The 18,381-nt window shown below is 68.6% G+C and carries 16 protein-coding genes and 1 pseudogene; 8 read left to right on the forward strand and 9 right to left on the reverse strand.

What is annotated here, in order from left to right; genetic code table 11:
• Nucleotides 1-17: 17 nt before the first annotated feature.
• The 6 genes and pseudogenes from MSG_RS02000 to MSG_RS02030 form a co-directional block, all read left to right on the forward strand.
• Nucleotides 18-317, forward strand: a pseudogene (locus tag MSG_RS02000) (Rieske (2Fe-2S) protein); the annotation flags it as partial.
• Between the two features lie 203 nt (nucleotides 318-520).
• Nucleotides 521-1,723 carry an alpha/beta hydrolase gene (locus MSG_RS02005; protein WP_096436648.1) on the forward strand — a complete coding sequence of 401 codons (1,203 nt, stop codon included), beginning with the start codon at nucleotides 521-523 and terminating at the stop codon, nucleotides 1,721-1,723.
• 43 nt (nucleotides 1,724-1,766) lie between these two features.
• The gene (locus MSG_RS02010; RefSeq protein WP_096443936.1) at nucleotides 1,767-3,176 is read left to right on the forward strand and encodes a WS/DGAT/MGAT family O-acyltransferase; all 1,410 of its coding nucleotides are present in this window, start codon (nucleotides 1,767-1,769) and stop codon (nucleotides 3,174-3,176) included.
• Nucleotides 3,177-3,321: 145 nt separating this feature from the next.
• Complete coding sequence (locus MSG_RS02015; protein WP_096436650.1) at nucleotides 3,322-4,107, forward strand: crotonase/enoyl-CoA hydratase family protein; 786 nt, start codon at nucleotides 3,322-3,324, stop codon at nucleotides 4,105-4,107.
• 463 nt (nucleotides 4,108-4,570) lie between these two features.
• Nucleotides 4,571-6,073 carry a class I adenylate-forming enzyme family protein gene (locus MSG_RS02025; RefSeq protein ID WP_096436652.1) on the forward strand — a complete coding sequence of 501 codons (1,503 nt, stop codon included), beginning with the start codon at nucleotides 4,571-4,573 and terminating at the stop codon, nucleotides 6,071-6,073.
• Nucleotides 6,070-6,366, forward strand: a complete 297-nt coding sequence (locus MSG_RS02030) for a hypothetical protein (RefSeq protein ID WP_096436654.1) — start codon at nucleotides 6,070-6,072, stop codon at nucleotides 6,364-6,366. The genes MSG_RS02025 and MSG_RS02030 overlap by 4 nt, the downstream gene beginning before the upstream one ends.
• A gap of 4 nt (nucleotides 6,367-6,370) precedes the next feature.
• On the opposite strand, the gene MSG_RS02035 is transcribed toward MSG_RS02030, so the two are convergent.
• The 4 genes from MSG_RS02035 to MSG_RS02045 form a co-directional block, all read right to left on the reverse strand.
• Nucleotides 6,371-6,961 carry a TetR/AcrR family transcriptional regulator gene (locus tag MSG_RS02035; protein WP_096443938.1) on the reverse strand — a complete coding sequence of 197 codons (591 nt, stop codon included), beginning with the start codon at nucleotides 6,959-6,961 and terminating at the stop codon, nucleotides 6,371-6,373.
• An 88-nt stretch (nucleotides 6,962-7,049) separates the two neighbouring features.
• Complete coding sequence (locus MSG_RS25805; RefSeq protein ID WP_258173929.1) at nucleotides 7,050-7,181, reverse strand: hypothetical protein; 132 nt, start codon at nucleotides 7,179-7,181, stop codon at nucleotides 7,050-7,052.
• A gap of 337 nt (nucleotides 7,182-7,518) precedes the next feature.
• Nucleotides 7,519-8,991 carry an aldehyde dehydrogenase gene (locus MSG_RS02040; protein WP_096436656.1) on the reverse strand — a complete coding sequence of 491 codons (1,473 nt, stop codon included), beginning with the start codon at nucleotides 8,989-8,991 and terminating at the stop codon, nucleotides 7,519-7,521.
• Between the two features lie 42 nt (nucleotides 8,992-9,033).
• On the reverse strand, nucleotides 9,034-9,804 hold the full coding sequence (locus MSG_RS02045) for a class I SAM-dependent methyltransferase (RefSeq protein WP_096436658.1): 771 nt from the start codon (nucleotides 9,802-9,804) through the stop codon (nucleotides 9,034-9,036).
• A 40-nt stretch (nucleotides 9,805-9,844) separates the two neighbouring features.
• Between MSG_RS02045 and MSG_RS02050 the strand changes: the two genes are divergently transcribed.
• Complete coding sequence (locus MSG_RS02050; RefSeq protein ID WP_096436660.1) at nucleotides 9,845-10,999, forward strand: glycosyltransferase family 4 protein; 1,155 nt, start codon at nucleotides 9,845-9,847, stop codon at nucleotides 10,997-10,999.
• Here MSG_RS02050 and MSG_RS02055 read toward each other — a convergent pair.
• Entirely contained in the window at nucleotides 10,983-12,689 is a 1,707-nt protein-coding gene (locus tag MSG_RS02055) for a hypothetical protein (RefSeq protein ID WP_096436662.1), read from the reverse strand. The two genes, MSG_RS02050 and MSG_RS02055, sit on opposite strands and share 17 nt — an antisense overlap.
• 9 nt (nucleotides 12,690-12,698) lie before the next feature.
• The gene (locus MSG_RS02060; RefSeq protein ID WP_162899135.1) at nucleotides 12,699-13,979 is read right to left on the reverse strand and encodes a DUF3068 domain-containing protein; all 1,281 of its coding nucleotides are present in this window, start codon (nucleotides 13,977-13,979) and stop codon (nucleotides 12,699-12,701) included.
• A 253-nt stretch (nucleotides 13,980-14,232) separates the two neighbouring features.
• Here MSG_RS02060 and MSG_RS02065 point away from each other — a divergent pair, with 253 nt between their 5' ends.
• Nucleotides 14,233-15,354, forward strand: a complete 1,122-nt coding sequence (locus MSG_RS02065; protein WP_096443942.1) for an acyltransferase family protein — start codon at nucleotides 14,233-14,235, stop codon at nucleotides 15,352-15,354.
• Here MSG_RS02065 and MSG_RS02070 read toward each other — a convergent pair.
• The 3 genes from MSG_RS02070 to MSG_RS02080 all read right to left on the reverse strand — a co-directional run bounded on the left by MSG_RS02070 (nucleotide 15,351) and on the right by MSG_RS02080 (nucleotide 18,363).
• Entirely contained in the window at nucleotides 15,351-15,830 is a 480-nt protein-coding gene (locus MSG_RS02070; RefSeq protein ID WP_096436664.1) for a type III secretion system chaperone family protein, read from the reverse strand. The two genes, MSG_RS02065 and MSG_RS02070, sit on opposite strands and share 4 nt — an antisense overlap.
• A gap of 69 nt (nucleotides 15,831-15,899) precedes the next feature.
• Complete coding sequence (locus MSG_RS02075) at nucleotides 15,900-17,390, reverse strand: AMP-binding protein (protein WP_096436666.1); 1,491 nt, start codon at nucleotides 17,388-17,390, stop codon at nucleotides 15,900-15,902.
• On the reverse strand, nucleotides 17,383-18,363 hold the full coding sequence (locus MSG_RS02080) for a phosphotriesterase family protein (RefSeq protein WP_096436668.1): 981 nt from the start codon (nucleotides 18,361-18,363) through the stop codon (nucleotides 17,383-17,385). The genes MSG_RS02075 and MSG_RS02080 overlap by 8 nt, the downstream gene beginning before the upstream one ends.
• Between the last annotated feature and the right edge of the window lie 18 nt (nucleotides 18,364-18,381).

Here is an 18,381-nt window from a genome sequence, read left to right on the forward strand (position 1 = left end):
CCGCGGGTGCCAGTCCGATGAGCGACATCGCGCTGGGTTCCGTGGATGACATCCCGCTGGGCGAGGGCCGCGCTTATGCGGTAGAAGGCCAACAGATCGCGGTCTTTCGGTTGCGTGACGGCTCGCTGTGCGCCTTGGACGCGGTGTGTCCGCACCGCGGTGGGCCATTGGCCGACGGGCTCATCGACACAAAGGTTGTCGTGTGTCCGCTGCACAACTTCACCTACGACCTACAGACCGGATCCGAGGTTGCAGGTGGTGGCGTTGCGGTGACCGCCTATTCCGTGCACGCCGACGAGACGGGGATGCTCCGCCTGCGCATGGACGGCAATAGCCCACCCCTGCGGTGCGGCGACACCGCGTCGTCGTCAGCTGAAGATTTTCCGGTTTGGTAGCCATTCGGGCCCGGCCGGGTGAAACCCGCCGTCAGCAAAGCCCTGCCGGGCGGAATTCCCGTCGCGCCCGCCGCCTTGACCCAAACGTCAGTTTCCGGCCTCGCCGCAAGGGTAGTCTGCCCTTCATGGCGGCGAGGGTTCCGGGCGTGATTCCTTCTTTGAAATGGCTGCTGCGGGCTCGCCCTGCCGACTACGCGCTGGCGATGAGCGTCGCCAGCGCGTCGCTACCGGTCGTGGGCAAACACCTCGAACCGCTGGGCGGCATCACCGCGATGAGCGTGTGGGGGATGCGGCTCGCGCCGGAGGCGATCTCGGCGATACGCAAGGACTTGATGACGCCGGGCAAGGGAGACACGCGCCGCCGCGACCGCCAAAGCACCCACCAGGTCTCCATCGCCGCGCTGCGCGGGGTGGTGTCGGCCGCGGACCTGGACGCGGAGTGGCCCGCGCCCGACCGCACCCCGCCCATGTGGAGTGTCCTGCGTCAGCGCCCGTACCTGTACCGCCGCAGCGTCCACTACGGTGACCACCCGGCGCAGCTGCTCGACGTGTGGCGGCTCAAGGAGCTGCCCGTCGAACCCGCGCCGGTGCTGATCTTCGTCCCGGGCGGCGCTTGGGTGCACGGCCGCGCCATGCTGCAGGGGTCGGCGCTGATGTCCTACCTGGCATCGCAGGGGTGGGTGTGTCTGGCCATCGACTACCGCGCCTCGCCGAACCATCGCTGGCCGCGGCACATCACCGACGTCAAGACCGCCATCGCCTGGGCGCGCGCCAACGTCGACAAATTCGGTGGCGACCGGAATTTCGTTGCGGTGGCTGGTTGTTCGGCCGGCGGGCACCTGTCCGCGCTGGCCGGGCTCACGCCCGACGACGCGCGGCTCGGGTCGAAACTGCCCGAGGGCGCTGACAGCTCGGTGGACGCCGTGGTCGGCATCTATGGCCGCTACGACTGGGAGGATCGCTCCACGCCCGAACGCGAGCGATTCGTCGAGTTCCTGGAGCGGGTGGTGGTCAAACGCAGGATCGCGCGCCATCCCGAGGTGTTCCGCGACGCGTCGCCGATCGCCCGTGTGCACCGAAATTCCCCGCCGTTCTTGGTGATTCACGGCAGCAAAGACAGCGTGATCCCTGTCGAACAGGCGCGCAGTTTCGTGGAGCGGTTACGTGCCGCCTCGCAGTCGATGGTCGGCTACCTCGAGCTGCCCGGCGCCGGACACGGCTTCGACCTGGTGGACGGCGAACGCGCCGGCGTGGTGGCCCACGCGATATCGCTGTTCCTGCACCAGGTGTATCGCACGGCAACACAGCGGGCGAAAGAGGTCATCTAAAGCCCGCCCCTGAGTAAAGTCCGGTTATAGGCAAGGGGTGGCGGTGAAGCGGCTAAGCGGCTGGGATTCGGTACTGCTGTACAGCGAAGCGCCGAACGTGCACATGCACACTCTCAAAGTCGCGGTGATCGAGCTGGACCCGAATCGCCGGGACTTCGACATCGACGCCTTCCGTCAGGTGATCGGGGCCCGGCTGAACAAGCTCGAACCGTTCACCTACCAGCTCGTCGACATCCCATGGAAGTTCCACCACCCGATGTGGCGGGAGCACTGCGCGGTCGACCTGAGCTATCACATCCGGCCCTGGCGGCTGCCCGAGCCGGGCGGGCGACGCGAACTGGACGAGGCGATCGGGCAGATCGCCAGCACCCCGCTGAACCGGGATCGTCCGCTGTGGGAGATGTACTTCATCGAGGGTCTGGCCAACAACCGCGTCGCGGTGGTCGGCAAGATCCACCACGCCCTGGCCGACGGCGTCGCCTCGGCGAATCTGATGGCGCGCGGCATGGATCTGGTGCCCACCCCGGAAAGCGGCCCGCAGGTAACCGACCCGGCGCCGTCGCGGCGAAAGCTGGTGGGGTCGGCGTTCGCCGATCACCTGCGGCAGGCGCGCAAGTTACCCGGCACCATTCGCTATACGGCCCAGGGCATCGCACGGGTCCGGCGCAGCTCGCGCAAGCTCTCGCCGGAACTCACCATGCCGTTCACCCCGCCGCCCACCTTCCTCAACCACCGCATCACCCCGGAGCGCCGGTTCGCCACCGCGACGCTGTCCCTCGCGGACGTCAAGGAGACGGGCAAGAAGCTCGGAGTCAAGATCAACGACGTGGTGCTGGCCATCTCGACCGGCGCGCTGCGCACCCTGCTGCTGCGTTACGACGGCACCGCCGAACCGCTGTTGGCCTCGGTGCCGGCGAGTTTCGACTTCTCGCCCGAGCGGATATCGGGCAACTACTTCACCGGGATGATGGTGGCGTTGCCGGCCGACCTCGATGATCCGGTGCAGCGGCTGCAGGCCTGCCACGACAACGCCAACTCCGCCAAGGAAGCCTTCCACCTGGTCGGGCCCGAGCTGATCAGCCGGTGGTCGGCGTACCTGCCGCCGCTGGCCACCGAGTCGTTCTTCCGCTGGGCGTCCAGCCGCGACGGCCAGAACAAGGTGCTCAACCTGCCGATCTCGAACGTGCCCGGTCCCCGCGAGCGGGGCAAGGTCGGCGACGCCATGGTCACCGAGATCTACTCGGTCGGGCCGCTGACGGCCGGCAGCGGTCTGAACATCACCGTGTGGAGCTACGTCGATCAGCTCAACATCTCGGTGCTCTCCGACGGCGCCACCGTCAAGGACCCGCACGAGGTCACCGAGGCGATGGTCGCCGACTTCATCGGATTACGCAGGGCCGCAGGACTTTCCGAGGAATTAACCGAGGTCCCGGCCGCGATGGCACCGGCCTGACGGCCGCTGCTCGCCGCGCTGCCCGTAGTTGGGGTAACGGGACTCTTTGCTGGTGTTAATGCCATTTCCGTCGGCCGCTACCATCAGTCGTTGACAGCCACTGGATTGCGACAACGCCGACATTCGAAGGAGCTGGGTAGCCACCGTGAGCACAGGCAACGAGGAAGCCAACGAGCCCGAGGTTCTGGTCGAACAACGAGGCCGGATCCTGATCATCACGATCAACCGCCCGAAAGCCAAGAATGCGGTCAACCTCGCGGTGGCGACCGGCCTGGCCGAGGCCGTCGACCGGCTCGACGCCGACGCGGGTCTTTCGGTCGGGATCCTGACCGGCGCCGGGGGGTCATTCTGCGCCGGCATGGACCTGAAGGCGTTTGCGCGCGGCGAATTTCCCGTAGTCGAGGGCCGCGGTATGGGATTTACCGAGCGGCCGCCGGACAAGCCGCTGATCGCGGCCGTCGAAGGCTACGCGCTGGCCGGCGGCACCGAGCTGGCGCTGGCCACCGACCTGATCGTGGCGTCGAAGGATTCGGCATTCGGCATCCCCGAGGTCAAACGCGGTCTGGTGGCCGGTGGTGGCGGGCTGCTGCGGCTGCCGCAGCGCATTCCGTCGGCGATCGCCATGGAGCTGGCATTGACCGGTGCGAACCTGAGCGCTGAGCGGGCTCACGCGCTGGGCATGGTCAACGTGCTGACCGAGCCGGGTGGCGCGCTGGACGCCGCGATCGAGCTGGCCGAGCAGATCGCCGCGAACGGGCCGCTGGCGGTGGCCGTCACCAAGCGGATCATCGTTGAGTCCCGCGGCTGGAGCCCGGACACCATGTTCGCCGAGCAGGGCAAGCTGCTGATGCCGGTGTTCGGTTCCAACGACGCCAAGGAAGGCGCGATCGCGTTCGCCGAGAAACGGGCGCCGCAGTGGACCGGCACCTGAGTTCAGGCGGCCTGCTCCTCGTTCTCGTCGGCGTCCGCACTGTCTTCGACGGTGACGGGGCCCGCCACCGTTAACGCGGCATCGGTGGTCGGCGGCGGTGCCGGGCAGGCCGACCACGTTGAGTGCGCAGGTGCCCAGGCCCAGTAGCAGCAGCACGAAGGTGCCGAAGAATTCGGCGAGCGTCGCGCCGGGCAGCCCCGCGCGCATTCGGACAGATATCGATGCCGATTTCACGTGTTTCCCACTGGATCGCAGGTGCGGTCGGCCGCGGCGCCGTTGGGCGGCAGGATGGGTTTCGCGGTGGGTTAACCCATCCCGGCCTGGGCGTAAACGTGGTTGGAGCGCCCCGATTTTCGGCCAGGCCCATGCGCTGGGCCGGAAGATCCGCGCGTGATCTAAACTACAGTCGAGCATGACACTTCGGGTCATGTTTGTAACGTGTCGATAGTGGAGACGATCAAGCGTGAGTATTTCGTTGCTGCTCGAGATGGCTGCCTCGAGCGACGCCGATCGCACGGCGATCGTCTCGGGCGATCTGCGGCTTACGACGCAGCAGCTCAGCGATCTCGCCGACGGCGGTGCGGGCGTCATCGCGGAGTCGGGCGCGCAGCACGTGGCCTACGTCGGGGTGGGCGGCGCGATGCTGCCGGTGCTGATCTTCGCCTCGGCCCGGGCCGGGCTGGCCTTCACACCGCTGAACTACCGGCTTTCCGCGGAGTCCCTGCAGGCTCTGATCGAGCGGTTGCCCGAGCCGCTGATCGTTGTCGACAGCCGCCACCGGGACATGATCGGTGATTCGTCCAAGCGGGTCGTGCTGTCCGACGACTTTCTGGCCGCCGCCCGCGCCGCCGATCCGGCCACCGATAGCCTCGCGTTCCCCGACCCGGATTCGGTCGCGATCGTGCTGTTCACGTCGGGCACCACGTCACAGCCCAAGGCCGTCGAACTTTCGCACAACAATCTGACCAGCTACATCACCGGGTCGGTGGAATTCGAGTCGGCCGACGAGGCCGACGCGGCGCTGATCTGCGTGCCGCCGTACCACATCGCCGGGGTCAGCGCGGCACTGTCGAATCTGTATGCCGGCCGCAAGATGGTCTACCTGCCCGACTTCGATGCCCAGGAGTGGGTGCGGCTGGTCAACGCCGAGCACGTGACCACCGCGACCGTGGTGCCGACCATGCTGGACCGCATCGTCACCGCGATCGAGTCGGCCGGCCACCAGCTGCCGTCGCTGCGCAACCTCGCCTACGGCGGCTCGAAGGTGGGTCTGCCCCTGGTCCGCCGGGCCCTGGAGCTGCTGCCGGGGGTGGGGTTCGTCAACGCCTACGGGCTGACCGAGACGAGCTCGACTATCGCGGTGTTGGGCCCCGACGACCACCGCACGGCGCATGCCGCCACCGACGTGGCGATCACCCGGCGGCTGGGCTCGGTCGGGCAGCCGGTGCCCGGGATCGAATTGCAGGTTCGCGACGATGAGGGCAACGTGCTGGGCCCAGGTGAGACCGGTGAGCTGTTCGTGCGCGGCGAGCAGGTCTCGGGGCGCTACACCGGGATCGGGTCGGTGCTCGACGAAAATGGTTGGTTCCCAACCAAAGACATCGCGATGCTCGACGAAGACGGCTACCTGTTCATCGGCGGCCGCAGCGACGACACGATCATCCGCGGCGGTGAGAACATCGCGCCCGCCGAGCTGGAGGAGGTGCTGATCGAGCACGCCCATGTGCGCGACGTCGCCGTGGTCGGAGTCGAGGATCCGCAGTGGGGCCAGGCGATCGTCGCCGTGGTGGTGCCGGCAGTGGGCATCGATCCTGATCCCGAGGAACTGCGCGAACATGTCCGCAAGAGTCTGCGGGGGTCGCGCACCCCGGACCGGGTAGTCTTTCGCGACGAGCTGCCCACGACTCCCACCGGGAAGGTACTTCGCCGGGAAATCATCGAGAACCTCAAAGGACTACACGCATGATCAAGAACGGAACCCGGCTCGCCAGCCAGGTCTGTGACACCCAGGTGATCGTCGTCAGAAGTTCGGACAGTCTGGACGACCTGCGTTGCGGCGGTGCGCCGATGGTGCCGGTCGGCGGCGAGCGGTCGGGCGAACTCGACCCGGCGTTCTCCGACGGCACGGTGATGGGCAAGCGCTATGTTGACGAGACCGGGGCCGAGGTGCTGGTGACCAAGCCGGGCGCCGGCAGCCTGAGCATCGGCGCTACCGCGCTGTCGCTCAAAGAGGTCAAACCGCTGCCCGCCAGCGACTGACTCGCTAGGAAGCGGGCGCTTCCTCGTTTTTGGCGGGAAAGCCGTTGCGGCTGACGAATTCCCTTGCCTTGATCAGGAATTCGAGTTGCTCGCCGACCTGGCTGAGGGGACGCACGCAGCGCGTCGAGCGAGACAGCACGATCGCGCCTTCCAGCGCGGAGATCGACATCACCGCCAGGGATGCGGCATCGTCGGCGTCGAATCCGTCGCTGACGAACGCCTGAGTGAGTGCGCTGCACCAGCGGCCCAAAATGAGGCCGGCTTCCGAGGTCAGCTGGAAATCGTCCTCGCCGGAACCGATCGCGGCCGCCACCACGGGGCAGCCGGCGTGGAAGTCGCCGTCGGTCAGCAGGCGTTCCCACAGTTCGATGAACTCGCGCAGCAGGGCCCGGGCGCCGCGGCCGGCGGCGGCATCGATGGTGGCGGTGATGGAATCGCCAGAGTACCGCAGCGCCTCCGTCAGAATCTGAGTGCGCCCCTCGGGGAAGTGGTAGTAGACCGAACCGCGCGGCGCGCCGCTACGGGCCAGGACGGCATCGATGGTTACGCCGGACGCCCCGCGCTCGCGCATCACGTCGGCGGCGCTGGCCAACATTTTCGCCCGGGTACCGCCGCGCTTGGCGGTGACGGAAGTCGGGGTGGTGTCGCTGGTAGTCGGCACTGACGCACCTCCTCTAGCTAGGTCACGCAGCGTTCGAATGCCGCAGTACCGGCCAGTGGATATTACGCGGGCTGAAGCGGAACGGCGGACGTTTCACGCCGGGAAACTCGCGCGTGAAGTGATAGCCCGCGACGTTGACCTCGATGATCCACATGTTCTCTCCCGGCCTTGGTGTTGCACTCATGTGCCGGGGCCGGCGGCTCATAAGATTATGCTTAGAACCATATAAGACATCGGTCTACTAAGCAAGTTGTTAGTCCACCTAATACCGCAGACCAGGGGGATTTGTGACCTAGGTCATTCCGACGGCGCAGCGCAAAGCTAAGCGTACTATAAAATTTATGGTTTTTTGCATAATTACACGAACGGGCCTGTCTTCGCTCGCATCGTTGTAACGGCCCGGCCGGCCGGCTTCTTCCCGGCACACGTATCGGGGCCCGAGCGCGCCTCAAGCCGCACACTCGAGCCCCGATACGTAGTTGGCGGGACGGCTAGCCCTCCAGGGTGTAACCTAGAGGCATCAGCACGCTCTTCTGCTGCGTGAAGTGCTCGACACCCTCGGGCCCGTTCTCGCGGCCGATGCCGGAGTTCTTGTAGCCGCCGAACGGGCAGCACGGGTCGAACGCGTACCAGTTGATCGCGTAGGTCCCGGTGCGGATCTGCTCCGAGACCTTGATGCCGCGCGGCACGTCGGTGGTCCACACGCTGCCGGCCAGTCCGTAGGCCGAGTCGTTGGCGATCTCGATCGCGTCTTCCTCGGTGTCGTAGGGAATGATGCTCAGCACCGGCCCGAAGATCTCCTCCTGGGCGATCGTCATCTTGTTGTCGACGTCGGCGAACACCGTCGGGTTCACGAAGAAGCCCTCGTCCAGGCCCTCGGGGCGGCCGCCGCCGCACACCAGCCGCGCGCCCTCCTCGATGCCCTTGGCGATGTAGCCCTCGACCCTGGCGCGCTGCTTCTCCGAGATCAGCGACCCGATCTGGGCGGCCGGGTCGTCCGGCTTGCCGACCGGCAGCGTCTGCACGAAATTGCTTACCGCGTCCACGATTTCGTCGTAGCGCGAGCGCGGCGCCAGGATGCGGGTCTGGGCCACGCAGGCCTGCCCGGTGTTCATGATCCCGGAGAACACCAGCATCGGGATCGAGGCCGCCAGGTCGACGTCCTCGAGGACGATCGCCGCCGACTTGCCCCCGAGCTCCAGGGTGCACGGCTTGAGCAGCTCCGCCGCGCGCTTGCCGATCTCCTTGCCGACGGCCGAGCTGCCGGTGAAGGAGAACACGTCGACGTCCGGGTTCGACGTCAGCGCCTGACCCGTCTCGATGCCGCCGGGCACCACCGACAGCACACCCTCGGGCAGGCCGGCCTCGGCGAACGCCTCCGCGAAAGCGTTTGCGCTCAAGGGAGTTTCGGCGGCCGGCTTGAGCACCACGGTGCAGCCGGCCAGCAGTGCCGGGCCCAGCTTGTTGATCGCCAGGAACAGCGGCACGTTCCACGCGACGATCGCGCCGACCACGCCCAGCGGCTCCCGATGGACGATGGTCTGGCCGTAGCCGCCGGTGCGGATCTCCTGCCACTTGACCTGGTCGACGGCGGGGCCGGCGAAGAAGTTCATCGCCCCGATGCCACTCATCCACTGCATCGTCTCGACCGAGGTCGGCGGCTGGCCGGTCTCGAGACCGAGAATCTTGACGAAATGGTCCTTGCGCTCCTCCATCAGTTTGAGCACGTTGCCGATGACGGCCGCGCGCTCCTTCGGCGGCGTCGACGGCCACGGGCCGTTGTCGAACGCGGCGCGTGCCGCGGCGACCGCGGCGTCGACGTCGGCCTTGGCGGCCAGCGGCACCTTGCCCACGTACTCGCCGGTGGCGGGGCAGTGCACTTCGATGACTTCGGCGGACGACGGCGGGGTCCACTTGCCGCCGATGAAGAGTTTGTCGTATTCGGTCTTGGCTTCGTCGCTCATGGCCGCGAGCCTACCCAAGCCGAGGCAAAACGAGAACATGTTTCATTCTCGCGGCGAAAGCACCAGCACGAGATTGCTCACCAGGAACTCGCGCAGCATCGGTACGCCCGTCAGCCACCACGCCCATCGCGGGTGGTAGCGCGGAAATGCGGCCACCAGCGCCCCGGTGTTCGCGGCCCAGCTCAGCCCGTCGGCGGCGGAAACGGCGAACAACGACGATCCGTAGTTGTTTTTGGCCGGACGGCCGTGTTTGCGGGCGTAGCGGGCGGCGGCTCGCGCCCCGCCCAGGTAGTGCGTCAGCCCCATCTCGTGCCCGCCGAACGGGCCCAGCCAAACGGTGTAGGACAGCACGACCAGCCCGCCCGGCTTGGTCACCCGCAGCATCTCCCCGCCGAGCTGCCACGGCCGCGGCACGTGCTCGGCGACGTTGGACGACAGGCAGATGTCTACCGAGGCGTCGGCGAAGGGCAGCGCCATTCCCGAGGCCCGGACGAAGGTGTCCGTCGCGGCGCCGACCGCCGGGCCCGCGGCGTGCATCTCGCTCTCGTCCGGCTCCACGCCGATATAGCGGACGCCGGCGTCGGCGAACGCCGTCGCGAAATACCCCGGGCCGCCCCCGACGTCGAGCAGCATGCGGCCGGCCGGCGGCTCACCGTGCCCGGCCCGCCACAGGTCGCCGATCAGGGCGACGGTGTCGTCGGCCAGCGCGCCGTAGAACCGCGCCGGATCCGCCTGCTCGTGTTGGAACTCAGACAGCAGCCGCACCGAGCGGGCCAGGGTCGCCCGTCGTGCGAAGAGGTCCGTCACGGTCACAACAGGAACCCTACGGACATCCCCGCTAGGCTGACGATTGATGTCTGACCTGCGATCCGTCCTGCTGCTGTGCTGGCGCGACACTGGCCACCCGCAGGGTGGGGGCAGCGAGACCTACCTGCAGCGCGTCGGCGCGCAGCTGGCCGCGTCCGGGGTCGCCGTGACGCTGCGCACCGCTCGCTACCCAGGCGCGCCGCGTCGCGAAGTCGTCGACGGTGTCCGGATCAGTCGCGCGGGCGGGCGCTACACCGTCTACGTGTGGGCGCTGCTGGCGATGGTCGCGGCCCGGCTGGGCCTGGGGCCGCTGCGTGGCGTGCGCCCGGACGTCGTGGTCGACGCGCAGAACGGCATTCCTTTCTGCGCCCGGCTGCTGTACGGCCGGCGCGTGGTCGTCCTGGTGCATCATTGCCACCGTGAGCAGTGGCCGGTGGCCGGGCCGCTGCTGGGCCGGCTGGGCTGGTTCGTCGAGTCGTGGCTGTCGCCGCGGCTGTACCGGCACAACCAATACCTGACCGTCTCGCTGCCCTCGGCGCGGGACCTGGTCGCGCTCGGCGTGGGCAACGAGCGGATCGCGGTGGTGCGCAACGGCCTCGACGAGGCGCCGGCGCAGTCGCTGACCGGCCCGCGCTCGGCTGCGCCGCGGGTGGTGGTGCTGTCGCGGCTGGTGCCGCACAAGCAGATCGAGGACGCCCTGCAGGCCGTCGCCGAGCTGCTGCCCGCCTTGCCCGAGCTGCACCTGGACATCGTCGGCGACGGATGGTGGCGACCGCGACTCGTCGAACACGTCGTGGCGCTCGGCATATCCGACGCGGTGACCTTCCACGGTCACATCGACGACGACGCCAAACATCATGTGCTGCAACGCTCCTGGGTCCACGTGCTGCCCTCCCGCAAGGAGGGCTGGGGCCTTGCCGTCGTCGAGGCGGCCCAGCACCGGGTGCCGACCATCGGCTACCGGTCCTCGGGTGGTCTGTCGGACTCGGTCGTCGACGGCGTGACCGGGATTCTGGTCGACACGGGCGCAGAGCTGTCCGATCGCCTGCACGAGCTGCTGATCGACCCGGTGCTGCGCGATCAGCTCGGCGCCAAGGCGCAGACCCGCAGCGGCGAGTTCTCCTGGGCGCAAAGCGCCGAGGCCGTGCGCGACGTGCTGCTGGCGGTCCGCGACGGCCGGTTCGTCAGCGGCGTCGTCTGACCCGGCGCCGGGCCCCGAGCACGAGCACGCCGCCGGCGCCGGTGACGAGCATGGCCAGCCACGCCAGATGCGCGATCAGCGTCACGCGGCGCCCGGGCGCCGCCCCGGCGATCCCGTCGCCCACCCGATAGAGCGCGAACTCCTTGTCCTGCAGGACCGGTGTGAGCGCGCCGAGCGTGCGACCGGCCGCGCCCAGGTCGCCGGCGCTGTCGGATTCGACGACGAGCCAGCGCAGCCCGGCCGGGGCGAGCGCCGACGGATCCGGCCCCGACAGCAGCAACTGCTGCACGGCCCGGGCGCGGTCGCCCTCGCCCGGGATGGTCACGCCCGAGATGGTGAGGTCTCCGGTGATCAGCACGTCGGCGCGGACCCAGCGGGGCAGCGGATCCAGCACTGGTACGGGACCGGACCAGGAGAACCGTCGCATCGTGCCGGCGGGCAACACCGCGACGACGCCGGGCGATTGGTTGATCGCGGCGGCCACGGCGGTCCAGCCGGGCGGGTACCGCACCGCGACGACCTTGCCGCCAACGCCCCACGCCAGGTCGGGCAGGACCAGGATCACCGCCAGGCAGCAGACCAGCGCCGTCACACCGGGCCGCAGCCAGTGGCGCAGCGTCACCACCGCCGCGGCGGCCGCCAGGGTGTAGCCGGGCTCCGCCAGCGCCACCCACTTCTGCCCGTCCCGCAGCACGCCGAGGCCGGGCACGGCGTCGATCACCGCGCTCAGCAGGTGCAGGCCCGGGCCGGTCGCCAGGGCGGCCGGCACCACCACGGCGACGGCCGCCAGCGCCAGCAGCGGAACCGCCGCCGGCCGCCGCGTCGCCGTCGGCAACCCGGCCACCAGCACCGCCAGCAGCACGAGCGTCGCGGACACCGCGAAAAGCGTTGTCCGCGAATCGGGTACGGCCTCGCCATTCCAGATCCCGCCGAGGCCGGCCAGGCTGCCCAGCGTGCCCAGGCCGGGCTCGGCGCGCGGCGCGAACGCGGTGACCCCGAGCGCGCTGCCCGACGTGCGGCCGCTCAACGTCGCGCCGATCGCCGACGCGGTCAGCCAGGGCAGCGCCGCCACCGCCGCGGCGCCGAGCGCCACCGCCGCGCACCGTCGGCGCGATTGGCCTTCGCCGGGGCCGACCACGCAGACCAGCGCCACCGTCGCGGCCAGCATCTGCCCCGTCGGGGTAAGGCCGGCCAGCGCCAGCCAGAAGCACATCCCGAAAACGCCGGACCAGCCGCCGGCGGTGTCCGAGCGCAGCGTCAGCATCACCGTGGCCACCCAGGGCAGGCAGCCGTAACCGAGCAGCAGGCTCCAGTGGCCCTGCAAAAGCCGTTCGGCGACATAGGGATTCCAGATCGCCAGCGTCGCGGCGACGAACTGGCCCGGCACGCCCGCGTCGGGCAGCACGGTCGCGACCAGCCGGGCCGCACCCCAGCCCGCCAGCCACAGCCCCGCGAACAGCAGCGCCTTGACGACCATGCCGCCGTCGATCACGCGGGAGGCCAGGGCCAGCGCGAAATCTTGCGGCGTCGCGCGCGGCGCCGCCGTCAGCCCGAGGGCGGCGTCGGTCAGATACGAGCGCGGCGTGGACACCGCGTCGCGCAGCAGCAGGTACCCGGGCCGCAACAGGGGCGCGAGCACCAGCAGCGCCAGGACAAACGCGTACGCCGGGAGGAGCCAGCCGCGCCGCATTGCGTTGCGCTAACCCCGTTCGGGCGGGCCGGGATCGGCTGGTCCCGATTCGGGCGGCTCGCCCGAGAGCTCCGGGTCCGCCCCGGGCGCACCCGGATCCGAGCGCACATCGGGGCGCTGCGTAGGCAGCTTCTCGGTCTCGGCTTCGGCGCCCGGAACCTTTTCTTCCAGCCCGCTGCGACCGAAGAACTCGTCGTCGCCGCGGTCCAGGCCGGGGTCGGTCAGCGCGCTCTCGGTCCGCAGGCTGAACGAGGCGAACAGGCCGCCGCCGATCAGCGCGATCAGGCCCACTGCGGTGAACGTGATGGGCAGCACCCGCGACCACAGCGCCAGCCGGTCGCGCTCGTCGCGGGCGGCGTTGACCTGAGATTCGATGGTGTCCTCGTTGGAGGCGACCTTGTAATCGACCAGCGTCACCTCGGGCTTCAGCGGGTCCCGGGCGAAGTAGTGGTCGGCGTGCTCGGTCTCCTTGACGATGGTGCCCGACGTCGGGTCCACCCAGAAGATGCGCTGCGCGGCGTAATAACGGGTCATACTGATCTGCTCGGCGGGGTCGCCGCCCGGTAGGCCCCACATTGCTGCGGACGCGGTGACCTTGGCGTCTTCGTCGCCGGCGTAGAGCGACGGATACTTCACCGGAGCCACCAGCTTGCCGTCGCCGTTGTAGCCGACGTTCTGGGTGAACTTGTAGGTGGTCAGGCCGTTGACGTCCTCCTGGCTGTCGTAGTTGACGTCGAATGCCTTCTGTGCGATCGGATCGAAGTAGGGGTAGGTCTTCTTCTCGGTGTGGAACGGGAACCGGTAGGACAGCCCGTCGTGGCGCAGCGGGGAGGCGGTGGGCGGGTTCTCGTCGCCATAGGCACGCGGCTTCTGCAGCGAGCCGCCGGTGTGCGTGTCGTCCGACACGGCCAGCGCCGTCTTGCGGTTCAGCGTCACGGTGTCGACGATCGCCAGCAGGAGTCCGTTGTCCTTCTGCTTGTCGGTGCGCCGCAGCGAGCTGCCGACCTGCAGCGTCACCACGTCGGCGTTGGCGGGCGACTCCACGCTGACTTGCTGCTGGGAAACCACCGGCACGTTCTGGTTGATGATGAAGTGGTCGCCCGACAACGACGCGGTGTCCAGCGCCTGGCTGGCGACGCCGTCGCTGACCAGAGTGGCGTCGATGTCGAGGGGGACTTTGGCGATCCGGCTGCTGGTGTACGTCGTGAGCAGCAGCGCGGCTATCAGCAGGGCGGCCCCGAGTCCGATGATTCCGCATGCGGCGAAGCGCAACATGACTGCGCGGTTCACGTTGCTGTGCCCTCCTAGTGGTCCCTGAAAAATCGTTGGACTCATCGGCCGCGACCCGCTTCGACCCGACCAAGCAGCGAGGCAAACCCGTTCGACCCTAACAGCAGAAACTAAGGCACCGACCTACCAACCCTGCGCGGCTTTGCCCGGGTGTACCCGCTTCGCCGGAGACCACACGACAGGCAGACTTAGGCGCGTGACCGAAAGCGAGCAGGCGGGAGGAATCCGCAGCTTCCTGCCGGCCGTAGAGGGAATGCGCGCCTGCGCAGCGATGGGCGTCGTCGTCACGCACGTCGCTTTCCAGACCGGGCATTCCAGCGGGGTGGACGGCCGCCTGTTCGGCCGTTTCGACCTTGCCGTGGCGGTGTTCTTCGCACTGTCGGGCTTCCTGTTGTGGCGCGCACATGCCGCCGCGGCAAGGGGTCTGGGCACCCGGCCGCGCACCGGCCACTACCTGCGATCCAGGGTGGTGCGCATCATGCCGGCCTACCTGGTGGCCGTCGTGGTGATCCTGACTCTGTTGCCCGAGGCGGATCACCCCAGCCCGACGGTGTGGCTGGCTAACCTGACACTGACCCAGATCTACGTGCCGCTCACCCTGACCGGCGGCCTGACCCAGATGTGGAGCCTTTCGGTCGAGGTCACCTTCTACTTGGCCCTGCCGATCCTCGCCCTGCTGGCCCGGCGCCTGCCGGTGGCTGCGCGGGTGCCCGCGATCGCCGGGCTGGCGGTGCTGTCCTGGGCCTGGGGCTGGGTGCCCGTCGCGCAGGCCGGGCCCGGCATCAACCCGTTGAACTGGCCACCGGCCTTCTTCTCCTGGTTCGCCGCCGGCATGGTGTTGGCGGAATGGGCCTACAGCGGCGTCGGGCTGCCGCACCGGCTGGCCCGAAAAAAGGGGGGCCGCGTGCTGATGGCCGTCGTCGCGATGGCGGCCTTCCTGGTCGCGGCGTCCCCGTTGGCCGGGCCCGAAGGGCTGATTCCCGCCACTGCCGCGCAGTTCGCGGTGAAGACGGCGATGGGCGCGGTGGTCGCGTTCGCGTTGGTCGCCCCGCTGGTGCTCGACCGTGTCGACACCGCCCACCGGCTGCTCGGCAGCACCGCCATGGTGACGCTGGGTCGCTGGTCCTACGGGCTGTTCATCTGGCACCTGGCCGCGCTGGCGATGGCGTTCCCGGTGCTCGGGACGTTCGCCTTCACCGGCCGAATGCCGACGGTGTTGGTGCTGACGCTGTTGTTCGGTTGGGCGATCGCCGCGGTCAGTTACGCCCTGGTGGAATCGCCGGCCCGAGAAGCGTTGCGCCGCTGGGAGAAACGCGAGAAGGCGGCCGGCGCGGACCAGGCCGTCGATGCCGAGGCGGACGCGATCGCGCCCTAGCCGGTGCGGTCCATCCACTCTTCCAGCGTGTCGGCGGACGGCAGGGCAATGGCCTGGTCGATCTTGCCGAACAGATCGGCTCCGTACTCGACGCCGGACTTGATGAAGTTGCCCAGCGCCGCGAGGTGGATCCCGTCGGCCAGTAGGTAGGCGGTTTCACCGACCACGCTGACGCGACCGGGCTCCGGGGTTTCGCGGACAAACGCCTTGGGCCAGTGGTTGTCGCGGTTCCAGTCGTTCACCAGCTCCATCAGGCGCGCGCGCTCGCCGGCCTGGTAGTAGCCGGCGGGGCTGATCGCGATCTCCAGGATGTCGCGGCGCAGGCCGTTGATGCGCAGGTTGACGTGCAGCTTGCCGCGCTCGTAATTGGACAGCACCAGCAGGAATTCCTCGCCGTCGCCACTGCGGAAATACCGCAGCTGCCGCGACTGCAAATAACGTTCGATCAACTCGGTGCTCAGGGGCTCGATCTGCATGGCCCGAAGCCTGGGGCCGCGGGCTACGGGGATCCTTGGCGGATTCTTGGCGCCCAGGTCGGGTGCATGTCAGGCCGGCTCGGCGGCCTGCAGGCGCGCGATAATCTCGGCACGCACCGCCGATCGACGGGCCTTGCCGGCGTCGTCGCGCAGCGGTGTGTCGACGAATTCGATGAACTCGGCCGACGGCGGCACCTTGTACCCGGCGATGCGCTCACGCAGAAACTCCCGAACGCCCGCGGCGTCCAGCGTGGATCCGTCGGCCGTGTGCACCAGCGCATAGGGGACCTGCCCCAGGTCGCCGGCGTTCGGATCGGGAACCCCGACGACCAGGCAGGACAACACCTCCGGATGCGCCGACAGCGCTCCCTCGATCTCGGCGGGGTACACGTTGCGGCCGCCGACGGTGAACATGTCCACCCGGCGATCCGACAGGTACAGGAACCCGTCTTCGTCGAAGTAGCCGAGGTCGCCCAGCGACTCCCAGCCGTCGCGGCTTTTGGCCGAGGCCCCGACGTAGCGGTAGGTCGGCGCGCTGCCGGGCGCCGGACGCATGTAGACCTCGCCGACCACGCCTGGCGGACAAGGGTTTGCGTCGTCGTCGAGCACCTTCATCTCCCCGGCGACCACCACGCCGACCGAGCCGCGGTGGGTCAGCCACTGGTCGCCGCGGATGAACGTGAGAGCCTGTAATTCGGTGCCGCCGTAGAGTTCCCAGACGACCTCGGGACCCACCAGGTCGATCCAAGCCTCCTTGACGGCCGGCGGGCACGGCGCCCCCATGTGCCAGAACCGCCGCAGCGACGACAGGTCGTAGTCGTCCGGATCGGCGTGGTATACCGGCAGCGCCCGCTGCATGATCGTCGGCACCGTCGTCAGGAACGTGACGCGATGGTCGGTGATCAGCCGCAGGAACCCATGCGGGTCGAATCGGCTCATCACCACCAGATGATGGCGCATGATCAGCGCGATCGTCGCGGTGGTGAAACCGGTGTTGTGCGACAGCGGGATCGGCACCAGCGTGGTGTCGCCTTCCTGTGCGCCCAGCGGATAGCCGATGGCGGCGGGGATGCGGCTGTCACCGCCGGACTCGATGAGCTTGGGCCGCCCGGTGCTGCCGCCGGAGCCCATCGCCTTCCACACCGGCGAGACCGCCTCGGGCAACGCGGCGTCCGAGAGCGCCGGATCGGGCACGAAACCTGTTGGCAAACTAGGTATTTCATGGCTATCACGACCCACGAGCAGGGCGGGCGGGCGCAGGCCGACCAGGCCCTGCAACTCGGCGTCGGGCAACCGCGCCGACAACGGCTGCGGCACCGCACCGAGCTTCCAGCACGCCACCGCGACCTGGATCCACTCGATCGAGTTGGGCAGCACCATCGTCACGTAGTCGCCGACGCCTACGCCACGCTCGGCATAGGCACGCGCCAGTCGGTTGGTCGAGCGGTCGAGCTCGCGGCGGGTGAGGGTCACGCCGTCGCAGCTGACCGCCGGCTCGTCGGGGGCCAGCTCGGCCAGCGCGGAAATCTGCGCGCCGATCGGCGGGGTGGGCTCACTCATAGGCACCCTGACTCTCGAAGATGCGGCGGGGGTTGTCGATCAGCATGGTGTGCAGCTGCTCGTCGCTGACCCCGCGGTCCTTCAGGGCCGGGATGACGTCGGTGTGGATGTGCAGGTAGTGCCAGTTCGGCATCACCTGGGACACCAGTTCGTCGGGCAGCGCGTCGAAGTAACAGTTGGCGTCGTGCGAGAGCACCATCTTGTCGGCGTGCCCGCGCTCGCACATCCGGGCCACCGTGTTCACCCGATCCTCGAACGGCAGGAACGCGTCGATGCCGAAGCGGTCCATCCCGAGGTAGGACCCGGCGGCGATGAGCTCCTCGAGGTAGCCGATGTCGGTGCTGTCGCCGGAGTGGCCGATGATCACCCGGGTCAGGTCGACGCCCTCTTCTTCGAAGATGCGCTGCTGATCGAGGCCGCGCCGCAGGCCCGCGTGCGTGTGCGTCGAGATCGGCACGCCGGTGCGTTTGTGGGCCTGGGCCACCGCGCGCAGCACCCGCTCGACGCCGGGGGTCAGGCCGGGTGTGTCGGTGGCGCATTTGAGGATCCCGGCCTTGATGCCGGTGCCGGCGATGCCCTGCTCGATGTCACGCACGAACATGTCGGTCATGATCTCCGGGCCGCCCAGCTCACCGCCCGGGCCGAGGTAGTGAAAGTACATCGGCACGTCGTTGTAGGTGTAAAGACCGGTTGCCACAACGATTTTCAGGTCGGTGGCTGCCGCAACGCGGGCGATGCGGGGAATGCAACGGCCGAGGCCGATCACCGTGAGGTCGACGATGGTGTCCACCCCGCGGGCCTTGAGTTCGTTGAGCCGTTCGATGGCATCGGCGACGCGCTTGTCCTCGTCGCCCCACGCTTCCGGATAGTTCTCCGCGATCTCGGTGGTCATGATGAAGACGTGCTCGTGCATAAGGGTGACGCCGAGATCGGCGGTGTCGATTGTTCCGCTTGCGGTATTGAGTTCTGACACGTCGCTGATGCTAGGCCC

It is taken from the genome of Mycobacterium shigaense, from assembly GCF_002356315.1.
Lineage (GTDB): Bacteria > Actinomycetota > Actinomycetes > Mycobacteriales > Mycobacteriaceae > Mycobacterium > Mycobacterium shigaense.